General features: G+C 50.2%; 15 protein-coding genes. 3 read left to right on the top strand and 12 right to left on the bottom strand.

Annotation, left to right across the window (positions count from 1 at the left end; translation table 11 throughout):
* Nucleotides 1-446 precede the first annotated feature (446 nt).
* From AC5JLP_RS15760 to AC5JLP_RS15775, 4 genes are all read right to left on the bottom strand, one after another.
* Complete coding sequence (locus tag AC5JLP_RS15760; protein WP_496068877.1) at nucleotides 447-617, bottom strand: hypothetical protein; 171 nt, start codon at nucleotides 615-617, stop codon at nucleotides 447-449.
* On the bottom strand, nucleotides 611-994 hold the full coding sequence (locus AC5JLP_RS15765) for a cupin domain-containing protein (RefSeq protein ID WP_496068878.1): 384 nt from the start codon (nucleotides 992-994) through the stop codon (nucleotides 611-613). The genes AC5JLP_RS15760 and AC5JLP_RS15765 overlap by 7 nt, the downstream gene beginning before the upstream one ends.
* A gap of 89 nt (nucleotides 995-1,083) precedes the next feature.
* Complete coding sequence (locus AC5JLP_RS15770; RefSeq protein ID WP_496068879.1) at nucleotides 1,084-1,563, bottom strand: ester cyclase; 480 nt, start codon at nucleotides 1,561-1,563, stop codon at nucleotides 1,084-1,086.
* Nucleotides 1,564-1,714: 151 nt separating this feature from the next.
* Nucleotides 1,715-2,218 carry a hypothetical protein gene (locus AC5JLP_RS15775; RefSeq protein ID WP_496068880.1) on the bottom strand — a complete coding sequence of 168 codons (504 nt, stop codon included), beginning with the start codon at nucleotides 2,216-2,218 and terminating at the stop codon, nucleotides 1,715-1,717.
* Nucleotides 2,219-2,744: 526 nt separating this feature from the next.
* On the opposite strand from AC5JLP_RS15775, the gene AC5JLP_RS15780 reads away from it, so the two are divergent.
* Nucleotides 2,745-3,422: a response regulator transcription factor gene (locus AC5JLP_RS15780; RefSeq protein WP_496068881.1), complete on the top strand. Its 678-nt coding sequence runs from the start codon at nucleotides 2,745-2,747 to the stop codon at nucleotides 3,420-3,422.
* Nucleotides 3,423-3,424: 2 nt separating this feature from the next.
* Nucleotides 3,425-4,252 (top strand): cold shock domain-containing protein, encoded by an 828-nt coding sequence (locus tag AC5JLP_RS15785; protein ID WP_496068882.1) that lies wholly within the window; start codon nucleotides 3,425-3,427, stop codon nucleotides 4,250-4,252.
* Between the two features lie 41 nt (nucleotides 4,253-4,293).
* Here the strand turns inward: AC5JLP_RS15785 and AC5JLP_RS15790 are convergent, their stop codons facing one another.
* The 8 genes from AC5JLP_RS15790 to AC5JLP_RS15825 all read right to left on the bottom strand — a co-directional run bounded on the left by AC5JLP_RS15790 (nucleotide 4,294) and on the right by AC5JLP_RS15825 (nucleotide 11,244).
* The gene (locus AC5JLP_RS15790) at nucleotides 4,294-4,590 is read right to left on the bottom strand and encodes a hypothetical protein (protein ID WP_496068883.1); all 297 of its coding nucleotides are present in this window, start codon (nucleotides 4,588-4,590) and stop codon (nucleotides 4,294-4,296) included.
* A gap of 21 nt (nucleotides 4,591-4,611) precedes the next feature.
* On the bottom strand, nucleotides 4,612-5,145 hold the full coding sequence (locus AC5JLP_RS15795; RefSeq protein WP_496068884.1) for a DUF4079 domain-containing protein: 534 nt from the start codon (nucleotides 5,143-5,145) through the stop codon (nucleotides 4,612-4,614).
* Between the two features lie 4 nt (nucleotides 5,146-5,149).
* A complete protein-coding gene (locus AC5JLP_RS15800; RefSeq protein ID WP_496068885.1) occupies nucleotides 5,150-5,764 on the bottom strand; it encodes a hypothetical protein in 615 nt (204 codons plus the stop codon).
* 44 nt (nucleotides 5,765-5,808) lie between these two features.
* Nucleotides 5,809-6,603 carry a YoaK family protein gene (locus tag AC5JLP_RS15805; protein ID WP_496068886.1) on the bottom strand — a complete coding sequence of 265 codons (795 nt, stop codon included), beginning with the start codon at nucleotides 6,601-6,603 and terminating at the stop codon, nucleotides 5,809-5,811.
* 194 nt (nucleotides 6,604-6,797) lie between these two features.
* Nucleotides 6,798-7,295 (bottom strand): hypothetical protein, encoded by a 498-nt coding sequence (locus AC5JLP_RS15810; RefSeq protein ID WP_496068887.1) that lies wholly within the window; start codon nucleotides 7,293-7,295, stop codon nucleotides 6,798-6,800.
* Nucleotides 7,296-7,421: 126 nt separating this feature from the next.
* Nucleotides 7,422-8,888 carry a uracil-xanthine permease family protein gene (locus tag AC5JLP_RS15815; protein ID WP_496068888.1) on the bottom strand — a complete coding sequence of 489 codons (1,467 nt, stop codon included), beginning with the start codon at nucleotides 8,886-8,888 and terminating at the stop codon, nucleotides 7,422-7,424.
* 311 nt (nucleotides 8,889-9,199) lie between these two features.
* Nucleotides 9,200-11,068 (bottom strand): iron uptake porin, encoded by a 1,869-nt coding sequence (locus AC5JLP_RS15820; RefSeq protein ID WP_496068889.1) that lies wholly within the window; start codon nucleotides 11,066-11,068, stop codon nucleotides 9,200-9,202.
* 38 nt (nucleotides 11,069-11,106) lie between these two features.
* Nucleotides 11,107-11,244, bottom strand: coding sequence for a hypothetical protein (locus tag AC5JLP_RS15825; protein WP_496068890.1), 138 nt, complete (start codon nucleotides 11,242-11,244; stop codon nucleotides 11,107-11,109).
* A 233-nt stretch (nucleotides 11,245-11,477) separates the two neighbouring features.
* Here AC5JLP_RS15825 and AC5JLP_RS15830 point away from each other — a divergent pair, with 233 nt between their 5' ends.
* Nucleotides 11,478-13,085 carry a M16 family metallopeptidase gene (locus AC5JLP_RS15830; RefSeq protein ID WP_496068891.1) on the top strand — a complete coding sequence of 536 codons (1,608 nt, stop codon included), beginning with the start codon at nucleotides 11,478-11,480 and terminating at the stop codon, nucleotides 13,083-13,085.
* Nucleotides 13,086-13,102: the final 17 nt, after the last annotated feature.

Consider the following 13,102-nt stretch of genomic DNA (forward strand, 5'->3'; position numbering starts at 1 on the left):
TTGGAGGAAGGGTTGCAACGCACCATCAACTGGTACCGTCAGCACGCAAGTTAGATAGAACACACGATTAGCTACACGCATAACTGTAAGCAGTCTCTACCCAACTGACATCGCTTCATCAAGCCAGCGATCGCAGGAGCACCCTGATCGCTCTGTAGAAATTGCTCATGAAGATCAGCCAGTGTGTTATTCTCGATCGCCAGTGGAGCGACATTTTAACAACGAGTTTCTTGAGTAGACTTGGTTCTGCGAGTGCGAACTTGCAATTCAGCGCGGATAAGTAACGCAGCGAAAAATCCTTAAACCATTGCCTAGTGGTCTGTCAACTTTAATTTTGTGAGTTTCTGAAACCATAACAGCTGTCTAACTAATTTTCCAGAAACGACCGCAGGCCAAAATGCTCTGTTGTCTACTGGAGTGAAAAAGAACCACAGTCTCTCAAAGATTTAGTTTCCCAAGGCAAGATGGTTGCCTACCAAAGCAAGCACGCTAATATCCTGCTGAACCTTGACATGAAATAGCGTCTTTGTACGAGGCGTTGCCTCCAGCAACGGCGCGTGGTTTAGCCCAACGTTTGGCAGCCACCAGACGCCGCCGCATGGCAGTTTGCTCAACATGGCTGAGAATGCACGGTCCGCACTGACTCGACAAGCTGATAGCCTGCGTCGGCGGGCGTCACCACTGAAATAAACACCAATGGCTCATCACTATTGTTATAAACCCCATGCACACAGCCGATCGGTGCAACTACTACATCCCCAGTAGTGATTGGCTGTGTCAGCCCCGTTTGATCCATATAATAGTTCCCATTGCCGCTCAAAATTGTCCAGGTATCTTGTCCATTGGGATGGATATGCGCCGCAATTTTTTGCCCTGGCCTGATACACCAGGCAACCACAACGGCATGATTAGACTCGGTAATGACCGATCGAATAGGTTCTCCATCGCATGACTGAAAAAAATCAGCACTATTGAATATCCGATTCGTGCTCATAGATTTAGAACTACTTTCGAGATCTGAATTTTTCATCGATCGACATCACTGTCTCACGGCTAACGTGATGGTCTCTGTCAATCTCGCTTCTACACGAATTTCTCAACCAGTTTTGATGCCATACCTTTTAATATCGGCGGAAGTAGCGTTGGACCTGGCAAAAAGATAACCCTCAATTGCTGCATCAACTCAAGCGCATCACCCTGTCCCCAATGTTCGACAATTTTTCCATGCTCCATTCGATCAATGTGCATGATAGATAATTTAATTTGCTTACCTGTTGGTGGAAGACCTTGAAACTCACCGAGATGCGTTGCTGTAAATGTTCCACACGTCACCACTTTATCCTCTGCTACTATGACCTCGTCAAAGATATGCTGTCCCTGACTGAAAGCTAAATAGAATGACATCCCAAACCGCTTGAATTCTTCTCCGTCTAATGGCTCTGGCATCCCTGCTATATGAGCAACAAAGTCTGGAGCAAGAAGCGCTAAAGCTTGATCTATCTTGCGATCGTCAAAGGCTTTATAGAACTGAAGTACGATCGCCTTGTTTTGTTCAGTTACCATACAAAACTCCATTTTGAGCCAAATTGTACCGCGATCGTCGCCAGCCCCAGTGTCTAGTAACGCTGAACTACAGCCTCAGACGATACAGGATCATTACCCTCCCGTGCCAACCCTGCAAGCAAGATCGGCACGAACCTCGGCTCATAACCGCTTAACCTCTAATAGGAAGCTGAATTCTTGCAGTACCAATGGGAATATTGCCCCTGGTGCCAACGCGCTTACCCGTAACGCCGTACAGTAAAATGCCATCGTTGACTGAAGTCATTCGCACGCCAACAAATTCTACTTGCAAGTAGCCACCAGGCGCTACAGGCTGGTCAAACGTGATCCCTACTTGTGCCTTGCTGTCATTAATTTTTGCACTCACCTCTTTGCCCGTTTGGTCAACGACCCGAACGCGATCGTAGCGTTCCATCTGGGAAGGAATAGCAATTTGTAAGTCTTCTAACGTCATACCAATCACCGCAACGCGAATGAATTGGGTGCTGCCCAGAAGCCCAGAGTTTGTAATGATGGGCGCACTAAAATTAAAGATCATTGACGATGGTTCAGACTGTGCAATTTCTGCCTGCACTCTGTTTGCCTGTTGCGCTGTGGCGGCAGTTGCTGTTGTGAGCAATAAGGCTGTCAAACCACTATAAAGTAACCCTTTCATCTGGAAGCCTCAAAACGAATGGAACAATTTGATGTGCCCTTTGGCTTGAACGGTGTCAGGAGCCAACAAAAACAGCTTGACTGACTTTTATGAGAAAGAACTGACCAGCCAATGAATGTAGACTAAGAAGATAAAGCTAAAAAAGTCATTTATCAACAACCATGAAATCGATCGAATTAGACTGACTGCAATCAAGTTGTTGAGTACGGTCATGAATCTCACTCGATTTGAATTGATTGGTTTTGAACCATAGCCTTGATCAAAGCTTGCTATTGGCCGATGCAGGCGCAAATTGTTAGCCGCACGTTGATCATGAATCTAAATAATCGTCTAAGCAATTCTGTAAACAATCGTTTGAGATCTACACTGGTGATACTAATTTCAGCAAAAGCTACGATTTAACTCAGGAAAAACTCATTCTTTGTAAATGATTTCGCTTAGAGTAAAGCGATAGCGCGATCGACCGCGTAACACTCATCGACGAGCAAGGCATCGGCATTGCCTTGACTGCCCCAGGAGAGACGGGATGAAAGCACATATTCTTTTAGTTGAAGACGAAATTAAACTAGCTCGCTTTGTTGAACTGGAGTTAAGCAGTGAAGGGTATCGAGTGAGTGTCGCTCATGATGGCATGTCGGGGCTGTCGCTAGCGCGAGAATCGGAGCCAGATTTAGCGATTTTGGATTGGATGCTGCCGGGTTTGACGGGAGTAGAACTCTGTCGGCGGTTACGCGCTACGGGCAGTAAAGTACCCGTTATTTTGCTCACCGCACGGGATGAAGTGGGCGATCGTGTCACAGGCTTAGATGCTGGGGCTGATGACTATGTTGTTAAACCCTTTAGCATTGAAGAACTGCTGGCGCGGATTCGTGCCCATTTGCGGCGTACTCAAGAGGCGGACGAAGATGTTTTGCAGTTTGAAGACTTGAGCCTAAACCGTCGCACCCGTGAAGTTCGCCGCGCGCAGCGATCGATTGACCTGACTGCAAAAGAGTTTGATTTATTAGAATATTTGCTCAACCATCCCCGTCAGGTCTATACCCGCGATCAAATTCTTGAAAAAGTCTGGGGTTACGACTTCATGGGCGACTCAAATATTATTGAAGTCTATGTCCGCTACCTGCGCCTGAAATTAGAAGAACAAGGTGAAAAGCGGTTGATTCATACTGTGCGCGGTGTTGGCTATGCACTTAGGGAGCAATAAGCATGACCACAATTCAGGTAGGCGATCGCTTTCCCGATGTGACATTACCCAATCATCAAAAAGAACCTACTCAGCTTTCCCAGTTCACCCAGCCAGGGCTAATGGATCAACACCTTGGTTTTTTGGATGGGGTTCCCTTAATTGTGGTGTTTTACCGGGGGTTCTTCTGCCCGCGCGATCGTCAACAATTTCGTCAACTGGTGCAGTTTCAAGACGAATTGATGGTTAACTATGGCAAGCTCGTGGCGATCGGCGCTGATCCGCCCCCGGTGCAAGCGGCGTTTCGCGCAGGCTTAGGGGCACAATGGCCGTTTTTAGCAGATGAACAGCGGTCACTCATCAAACAAATCAAGATTCTGGACGAAACAGAAGGGGAGTATGCCTATCGCGCCCAACCTTATACGTTTATCCTTCGTTCTGACCTCAGCATCTACAAAATCTACAATGGTTGGTTTTTTGTGGGACGACCGACCCTTGAGGAGTTGCGGCACGATCTGCGGACATTAATGTCACAGCGATCGGATTACCGCTACGAAGCCTACAACACCCCACAGGTAAAGCAGATTCGTATTCCACAGCAGACCTGGGCCGATGGCGCTCCACCTTTAGGCTCAAATGGGCTACCCGTTGCGCAAGGCACAATCCGCTGGTTTGATCTGCCATCTGGCAATGGTGAGATCGCCAGAGATGACACTGGAGATAACATCTTCTTCAACTTCACGGCCATTCCTGGAGAAGGCTACCGCACTGTGAAGCCAGGAAACCGCGTGAAGTTTGAATTGGTTGAAAACAGCACAGGCTTAACTGCGCGTAACGTCCAGACAGAATGAGTTAAAAGCCAGCGATCGCGCCTTGTTGCGTCAACCACGTGCTACCACTTGTCGTAGGCTTGCGACATGTTTTTCCACGGAGCCTTACCGTCGGTGACCATCTGTTGTAAGGCTTGAGGCACACGACTGACTTGATGGACGATTTGATCGGGACTCACACCAAACAGTACGATCAAAACCAGTGCGGCAATGAGGCCGATCGCCGCGATCGAAAACGCAGCGCGAAAGGTGGCTTGCACAAGGGTCAAAAGCCAGCTAAAGAGCGGGATGGCAAGCAAAATCGCTATGAGGAGCACGACCAGATTGAGCGGTTCGCGCATTAATTCATTCATCATCATTGAACCTCTCAGGGCAACCCGTTACGCCGTTTTAAGCATCTCACCGATCATTTTTTGAACGATTTGTAACCCTGTAACCGCTTGCGCGAGAAAGCAGCCCAGCACCAGGGACGTAAAGGTAATGTGCAACAGCCTTGCCCACTCTTTACCCTGGAGCATCAACGGCACAAAGATGGCAGCCAGCGCGGCAAAGCAAATGGTACTCAGGCCAACGACCAAATGTGGGCTGACAAACAGCTTGTGGTAAAGCAGATAGGTTGCTGTCATGCCGCCCACCGTGCCAATCACCCAAACGGCTAACAGCACTGCACCCCATTGAAAGTGCCGCTGATTGTATTTTGCTTTAATCATCTGCTTGCGGGCCTCCGCATCAGCACTGCGGGTACGCCGAACGAGAATGCCCAGGTAAAGGGCATAGAGCGTTGCCGCTAACGCACCCAGCATGAGCACCGGGTGCGCAAACGAAATAATCGCCTTTAAGAATGGTGAGAACTCAGTGTTCATGGGTTGTGGCGCAATCAGATGAGCCAGTTGAGTTGAGACAAAAGAAACCATTGCGTCAGTCTGCTACTTTGCTCTCGATCGCGTTGAGCGCTTCAGTCGCTTTCTCAGCGGTTGGGGCTGGTGCGGCTTTAGTAGCAGCCTTCTCTTGCGCCAGCTTCATTTTGGCGTTAATTTTTTGGCTAATCGCTTCTGGCGTAGGCATCATAGCTCCTTTGTCCTTTGCCATTTGCATTTTGGCGTTGATCTTGTCGCTGATGGCTTCAGGCGTGGGCATAAAGTCTTTCTTAGAGAAAAGCCCCTTCTTTTGCTCCGGGGTCAGCGAGGCAAAGATATCCTTTTTGGGAAGGGATTTGAACACCGTTGCCAGCCTGGTTTTTTGATCGGTGGAAAGCGTGATTTTTTTGAATGCTTTGCGGAGGCTGACTTTTGCGTCCACAATCTCAGTCTGAAGTCGATCGCGCTGTTCGGGACTCAAAATACTCTCAAACTGGGGCAAAATCTGCTCTCTCACCTGCTCAATCAATTTTTCAGGAGAGGCAGTCGTTTCAGCACCCAGAAGGGTTGGCACAAAGCTCGTTGTCAAGGGCTGTGCCTGAGCAAAGCCAGCAACCCCTAAAAGGCTCAGCGCCAAGACAGCACAGGCTGCAAGTGTCACAAAAAAGCGTTTCATTAAGATTCTCCTTAAACGTTAAACCACCACCCGTTCAGCCGCCTTCAATGGTTTTCTAAGCCTGGTGCTGGCGTATGCTCGACATAAGCCGCGATCGCCAGGGCAGAAATCACCAGCAACGGAAAGGCCAGACTCCACCACGACTCTGACAGCAAGACAAAAAAGGCGGCGGCAAACCCACCCAGCGCAAAGCCTGCAATGACTGGTATGAAGCGGCTCATGCGCTCTAACGCTTCTGCCGCTTCTTGTTTAGTCAGTTCGCTGGGTGAGCGCGATAGCTTCGCGGTTGCAAACTGCACCAGGTCGATCGTCAGTTGAGTGGTATTGCCCGTCATCACCGTCGTGGGAATGTAGCTCTTAAACACGCCTTTGGCTTCTTTCATCAGCGCATTTTGAATCGCCATTGCCACCACACCTGCCATGCCGATCGGCAGAATGTATTCTTCCTGCACGTCCAGCAGTAACGCTGGAGAGAGTTGCGTACCGATGATCAAAAAGATGCCCAGCGCGATCGCTTCTGCCGTGAGCAACACAGCAAACACAGACCACTGCTTGTGACGGGCATACCGTGCCAACAGCGACGTTAACGCCACCGTCAGCATAAAAGTCGGCAGCATTAAGAGCCGGGTAATGGTCGTACCTTCATCGGATGCCACAAACGATGACCCTGCAAGGGCAATGTTGCCGGTCACATGAGCGGTAAAAATGCCAAACAAGATAATAAAGGCGGACGTATCCACAAACCCAGCGACCCAGCTTAACAAGAAGCCTGCGGGGCCATCACTGATGAGATACCCGGATAGGCTAAACGGTGATTCATGACGTGGAACTACAGTCATCGCTCCCTCTCGAAATTCAGGCTTTGTGCAAATGCAGGCTTTAATCAGTTGAGACCGTTGCTTTGGTGCTGTCCACTCAACAGACAAACTAGCCCCACTCACTGAACCATTCACAGGTAAGCATTCAGCGAGTGAGGCCGCTTTAACGGCGGAGCCTGTTCCAGTGCCAAACGATGATTGACAGCATACTGAAACTAGGACTTCGCTTCTGTGTCAACCTTAGCGGTTTCCGCTTCCTTGGCTTTTTGGGCTTCTAGCTTAGCGGCTTCCTTGGCTTTTTTGGCTTCTAGCTTAGCAGCCTCTTTTGCCTTTTTCGCTTCAGCCTTAGCGGTTTCCTTCTTGGCTTTTTCCGCTTCTTTCAGCTTCTTGGCCTCCAGCTTAGCGGCTTCTTTTACCTTTTTCGCTTCGGCTTTCTCCGCTTCTTTTAGCTTTTTGGCTTCCACCTTAAGCGCGTCCTCGGCAGCTTCCTTGGCCGCTTCAGGATCGGCTGCGGCTGCGGCTGCGTCTACTTCAGGATCAGCCACTACAGCGGCATCCGCTAAAAGAACAGCCAGTTCACCAGCGCTGCTGCTGAGTGGAGTGAGCGCGATCGCGGGCTGTGTTGCAACGTTGGGATAGTCTACAACCGCACTAAACAACAGCACCAACGACAGCGCTAGAGCGCTAAACCGACGGGTAAGAAACTTGAGCATTGCTCTCTCCATTCTTTAAAGGATGACTACTATTGATCATGCATTGATCAGGGTTAACGGCCGATGCAGGCGCACCGATGACAACTTACAAAGCATAAGGGTCAAACGAACGCCTGAGCAAAGCCCCTATTCTGATTTTACGGGAACGCCTGCCTCTGCCTGGATTGGTTCCCTCTCCGCGATCGAAGCCTCCTTTGGCTTTGGCATCACAATATTTAATACCAGGGCGCAAATGGAGCCGGTCGCAATCCCAGATTCCAACACACTTCTCACACCAGTGGGGAAATGCTCCAGTGCTTCTGGCAGGAAGGTGACACCCAAGCCTGCGGCTAACGAAACGGCAAGAATTACAAAAGCACGGTTATCCATTCTGACGGCGCGGAGGATGTTAAACCCAGCTACGGCAACGGTACCAAACATGAGCATAACGGCTCCACCAAAGACCGGCGTGGGAATGGCTAAAAGCACACCGCCCACGATCGGAAACAAACCGAGCAGCACCAGAATTGCCGCAACGAAAAAGCCAACATAACGGCTACCCACACCAGTGAGCTGAATAATGCCATTGTTTTGAGCGGGCGTCACGATGGGAAATGTACCACAAATCGAGGCAATCAGTGAGTTCACTCCATCACCTAAGATGCCGCCTTTAAGCCGACGGAAGTAGGTTGCGCCTTCGATCGGTTCACCCGACACCATTGATGTGGCTGTAATGTCGCCCAAAACTTCGAGCGTTAGCGCGATATAGATGATGGCAAAGGACACGAACGTCACAAAGTCAAACCCCAGCCCAAACCGAAAGGGGATCGGAATATTGATGATTGGCAGCGAACCCAGCTTACTGAAGTCAGTAATGCCCAGGAACGTGGAAATGATGAAACCAGCAAACAACCCAATGATGATGGAACCCATCCGCAAATACTTGTTGGCGCTGGCGCTACAAATACCAACGATCGCAAAAACCGTCAAGGCCAACGCCCAGTTTTGCAAACTACCAAACGCAAGCGGACTATCCGGCGCTTTTGCGGCGATCGCCTTTGCCTTGCCACCGCCTGCCATGTAAAACATCCCGACCTTAATCAAGCAAAGCCCAATCAGCGTTACAGCCGTGCCCGTCACCAACGGGGTAAAAATCTTGCGCGTCAGGTGCAGAAAGCGGCTGAGAATAATGGGAATGAATGACCCAAAAAAGCACAGTCCTAAAATGAGTGAAAGCGTCTGCTCAGGCGTTTTACCATTTTGCAACGAGATGGCTACAACGGCCAGAATCGGCGTGACAAAGGCAAAGCTTGTGCCCTGAACACTTAACAAACCAGAACCGATCGGCCCCAACTGACGTACCTGAATAAACGTACCCAGCCCAGAGACAAACAAAGACATCCCCAGAATGTAACTCGCCTTAGCTGGATCGAGTCCCAACGCGCCTGTAATCAACAGTCCCGGCGTCACGATCGGAATGAAGATGGCACAAACATGTTGCAAACCAACAAAGAGGGCATCTTTGAACGGCGGCTTGTCGTGTAAGCCATATAGTAATTTGGGTGAATCTGCGGACAAATGTCTGTCCTCAGCGTGAACTTCTCCGTGTGTCATGCGTTAGCCTCAGCGTTTACTAGGGTGTCAATTTTAGGCAAGTTGCTCACAGGGCTGTAGTGATAGGGTCGCTGCATACGCACAAGTTGTACACTGTATACAATAGGCAAACCATTCCTAATTTGGTGTGTATGACGTTACAAAATGTTGACCTCATCGCGGAGTTGTTTGTTATCTTGCACACGTCTCTGGCACATAAGTAGTAGTGGTTTTAACACTTCTGCTGCTGTCATACATTTGTTCGCGGTGTCGATAAGCCCTTTTACCCAAGGAATGATGGTTTTGCGCCCCTTGGCAAAGAAAGCGGACGGTTAAAAGCTAAATTGGGCGCGAAGATTGCCCACAAAAACGGTGGGATTGCTATCAAAGTTATTCGGGTTCCAGATTGCATAGAAGGCTGGAACAAGCGCAATATTCCTGGTTAACGGGTAGTAATAGGAGGCTTCCAGTTCATACTGAGTGCCTCCATCACCGCCACCCGACAGCAAGAAACGCCGACCGCTCAAATAATCATGGGGTACCACAAAGGAGAGGACGCCCAACGCGCCTTTCTTGCCCAAATCGGGAAAGCCCAAGCCAAACTGAATTGCTTGCACATTTACACTGCCGCCCGATCGCGCAGCGCTCACCGGATCAATCTTCGTACTGCCATAGGAATAGCGTCCAAAAATACCAAAGCGACTGGTGATCAGCCAATCAAAGTTGACAACCACTGTATCGGCATCGGCATCATTAACTCGCCCTCCAAAACCATCATCGGCATAGCCATAAGGCAATGGCTCTCCTACCGAGCCACCAATGAAGCCATTGTAGGCTTTGATGTTAGAGCGCGTATAGAGCAGTCGCAGATTGAAGTTTTGACTGGGTGAAAAAGCCAGTTCACCAGTAATGGTATTGGTGCTGTTAAACAGGCCCGCAGAGGGGTTACTAGAGGTATTAAAGCCACCAGACGGATTCAAAAATTCGGTATTTTCAGCCAGATATGCGGCTGTAAAGCGAAACTGTGGGCTAAGGTTCCAAATCAAGACGGCTCCAGAACCCCGATCGACCGCATTGGAAAGGGTACTACCGTTCGAGTTATAGCTGCTCGCTCCAGTGAGAAAGAACGTAAAACGATTCACATCAAAATAGCGGTAGAAGTTAATGCGAGGCCCCACCACAAACCGCGCACTGTTAGTAATTGGGAACGTATAAGACAATTCGCGAATGGTCACTGAACCTGCCGTGAGCGTTCCCGTTTGATCGAGAAAAGGAGTGCCCCAGGAATTATAAAAGCCTGCTGAGACAAACTCATTGGCAGGGGAATTGCCGTTGCCTGCGGTGAGTTGGGTGATCAATGAATCTTTGCCCGTAAATGAGGTGGTGAACGTGAGGAACGTATAGTAGCTGAATGTGGTCTCCGGATTACTCCGCTGTACCCGTGATGGCACCAGCGTCACTGGATTGCGCGTAGGGGCAGCAAAGGCGTTGTTGGCAAAGCGCCGTTCTGCGGTCACCGGACGATCGGCACCCGCTGCGGTTAAGTTAAACCACACCAACCCATTCAATTTGGTGGTTGTGGAGAATTGCTGCTTTTCCAGGGTGGTAGTACGGGCTTCCAGAGCCGTGACTCGACCGCGCAAGGTTGCCAGTTCCGCCGCAAATTCTTCCTGGAGCTTTTGCACCGCCAAGAGGTCTTCTTTCTTGACCAGATCAGCAGTACCTGCGGCAATCAATTCATTGATGCGATCCATGCAGGCGTTGAGGCCAGCCGCGAATTCATAGCGAGTGACAGCACGGTTACCGCGATAAGTTTTATCCGGGTAACCAACAATACAGCCATAGCGTTCTACAAGCGATTGAAGTGCTTGAAAAGCCCAGTCAGTTGGCTTTACATCTGTTAGTTGTGAAATGGATGTGACCTGCTCCATGCCCGGAGTGCTTTGAGGCTGTTGGGCATCCGGCAAGAGCAGTGAGTCAGCGATCGCGGCAGCAGGTGGTGAGGAGGGTTCCTCTACGGGTGTTGCAGCAACGGTTAAAGGCTGGACGATCGATGGCCCGATAACTGGTGCCGCGATCGCCTCAACCGCCGGCTGCTGACTTTCGATATCCTTTGCTGCAATGGTGGCTTGACCAGGCAAACTCCAGACAATGAAGGGTGCGATCAGTAAAGTGGTCTGAGCGATCGTGGCTTTAAACATAACTCCTCACACAGGTAAACTTTAAACGTTGCAACGAATCAGTAGAAGCACGTTTCGCCAGCCAACCGCTGCCAATCGATAGCATCCTTTCGCTGCCATGCTTTGGGCAAAACCCATAGCACAATTGACAGAGCCGCAACCCTCCCAGCGGCTCCTAGCTTGTATACAGTACTCATCAAGCTTTTACACCGTTTACAGTACGGATGTCAGAGCTTTAACGATGTGCTGTGCGCTACAAACTGTCTTCATTAACTGCAATTTTTCTCTTGATGGGCTTTGCCATTACGAAGCGTGCGGAAGCTCTGCCTTGAACAAGCAGTCCCGTTTCGAGCCATACAAGCGACTCTAACGACTGACGTTACGGCCGCCAACGCAGGTTATCCTGAGAACTGCATACTTGTGGTTATCTATGCTTCAGTTTTGCCGATCGCTCTCCTCTTTCTTTACTGCCATCCGGTTGTGCTTGCGCCCTACGGCTAAACCACTGGCGTTTACCCTGGCGCTTTTGCTCAGTTGGGGCACGGTTCCTGCTGCGGTGTGGGCACGCACAGAAACGGCACCCGTGACAAAGCCATCGCCTGCACAGTCGATTCAGCCCTATCTTGATCGGGTGATACAGCAAGTCACAGAATTTCAGCTCAACAATGGCTTGAAGTTCATCGTGCTGGAGCGGCACCAAGCGCCTGTCGTTTCCTTTCTGACCTATGCCGATGTGGGCGGAGCCGATGAGCCAAACGGCAAAACAGGCGTGGCGCACTTTTTAGAGCATCTTGCGTTTAAGGGTACGACACGCATTGGCACCGCCGATTACAACGCCGAAGCGCCACTGTTAGACAAGCTCGATCGGCTTTCAGAGCAGATTCAAACGGCAACTGCACAGGGGCAAACAACAAAGCTTAAAGCGTTACAGGCGGAATTTGCCCAGGTGGAAGCAGCGGCAGGGAAGCTGGTGAAGCAAAACGAGATGGGACGCATTGTGGAGCAAGCGGGTGGTGTGGGGCTGAATGCCAACACCTCAACGGATGCAACGCGCTACTTCTACAGCTTTCCATCAAACAAGCTTGAACTGTGGATGTCGCTGGAATCTGAGCGGTTTCTAGAACCCGTTTTTCGGGAGTTTTATAAAGAGAAAGATGTGATTTTGGAAGAGCGGCGACTGCGCACAGATAATTCACCGATCGGTCAGATGGTGGAAGCCTTTTCGGGTGTTGCTTTTAAGGAGCATCCCTACCGTCGCCCGGTCATTGGCTACAACAACGATATTCAAGGGCTGACGCGCAAAGATGTACAGGCATTTTTTGAAACTCACTATGCGCCGAATAATTTGACGATCGCCGTTGTCGGTGATGTGAATCCTACCGAAGTCAAACGGCTGGCTCAGCTTTACTTTGGACGCTTCAAGGCCAAGCCTGCACCGCCAGAAGTTGTGACGGCTGAACCTGCTCAGACCGAACTGCGAGAGGTGACGCTCCGGTTAGAGACGCAACCCTGGTACCTGGAAGGCTACCACCGTCCAGCACTAAAACATCCAGATGACGCCATCTACGACATGATCACCAGTATTCTCAGCGATGGGCGCACGTCACGGTTGTACAAGTCTTTGGTAGAAAAACAGCAGTTGGCGCTCAATGCGGCTGGGTTTAGCGGCTTCCCAGGCAATAAATTTCCCAATTTGATGTTGTTCTACATGCTGACGGCTCCGGGACATACCGTTGATGAAGTGGCAGCGGCACTGCGCGTTGAAATCGATCGCGTGAAGTCAGAACCCGTTTCGGCCCAGGAACTCGATCGCGTGAAAACTCAGGCACGGGCAGGCTTGTTGCGATCACTCGACTCCAATATGGGCATGGCGCAAGCCCTGTTAGAGTACGACGTGAAAACGGGTACCTGGCGCAACCTGTTCAAACAAATTGACGCGATCGCGGCTGTCACGGCCCAGGATATTCAGCGCGTCGCTCAAGCAACGTTTGTGCCTCAAAATCGGACGATCGGCAAGCTCTTGCCGAAAGGATTATGAGCTTTACCAGTCGATGC

Source organism: Stenomitos rutilans, assembly GCF_059505485.1.

Excerpts from the sequence above, each read along its gene's own strand:
- AC5JLP_RS15760 (WP_496068877.1), bottom strand. The coding sequence starts at position 617 with ATGTTGAGCAAACTGCCATGCGGCGGCGTCTGGTGGCTGCCAAACGTT.
- AC5JLP_RS15765 (WP_496068878.1), bottom strand. The coding sequence starts at position 994 with ATGAGCACGAATCGGATATTCAATAGTGCTGATTTTTTTCAGTCATGC.
- AC5JLP_RS15770 (WP_496068879.1), bottom strand. The coding sequence starts at position 1,563 with ATGGTAACTGAACAAAACAAGGCGATCGTACTTCAGTTCTATAAAGCC.
- AC5JLP_RS15775 (WP_496068880.1), bottom strand. The coding sequence starts at position 2,218 with ATGAAAGGGTTACTTTATAGTGGTTTGACAGCCTTATTGCTCACAACA.
- AC5JLP_RS15780 (WP_496068881.1), top strand. The coding sequence starts at position 2,745 with ATGAAAGCACATATTCTTTTAGTTGAAGACGAAATTAAACTAGCTCGC.
- AC5JLP_RS15785 (WP_496068882.1), top strand. The coding sequence starts at position 3,425 with ATGACCACAATTCAGGTAGGCGATCGCTTTCCCGATGTGACATTACCC.
- AC5JLP_RS15790 (WP_496068883.1), bottom strand. The coding sequence starts at position 4,590 with ATGATGATGAATGAATTAATGCGCGAACCGCTCAATCTGGTCGTGCTC.
- AC5JLP_RS15795 (WP_496068884.1), bottom strand. The coding sequence starts at position 5,145 with ATGGTTTCTTTTGTCTCAACTCAACTGGCTCATCTGATTGCGCCACAA.
- AC5JLP_RS15800 (WP_496068885.1), bottom strand. The coding sequence starts at position 5,764 with ATGAAACGCTTTTTTGTGACACTTGCAGCCTGTGCTGTCTTGGCGCTG.
- AC5JLP_RS15805 (WP_496068886.1), bottom strand. The coding sequence starts at position 6,603 with ATGACTGTAGTTCCACGTCATGAATCACCGTTTAGCCTATCCGGGTAT.
- AC5JLP_RS15810 (WP_496068887.1), bottom strand. The coding sequence starts at position 7,295 with ATGCTCAAGTTTCTTACCCGTCGGTTTAGCGCTCTAGCGCTGTCGTTG.
- AC5JLP_RS15815 (WP_496068888.1), bottom strand. The coding sequence starts at position 8,888 with ATGACACACGGAGAAGTTCACGCTGAGGACAGACATTTGTCCGCAGAT.
- AC5JLP_RS15820 (WP_496068889.1), bottom strand. The coding sequence starts at position 11,068 with ATGTTTAAAGCCACGATCGCTCAGACCACTTTACTGATCGCACCCTTC.
- AC5JLP_RS15825 (WP_496068890.1), bottom strand. The coding sequence starts at position 11,244 with ATGAGTACTGTATACAAGCTAGGAGCCGCTGGGAGGGTTGCGGCTCTG.
- AC5JLP_RS15830 (WP_496068891.1), top strand. The coding sequence starts at position 11,478 with ATGCTTCAGTTTTGCCGATCGCTCTCCTCTTTCTTTACTGCCATCCGG.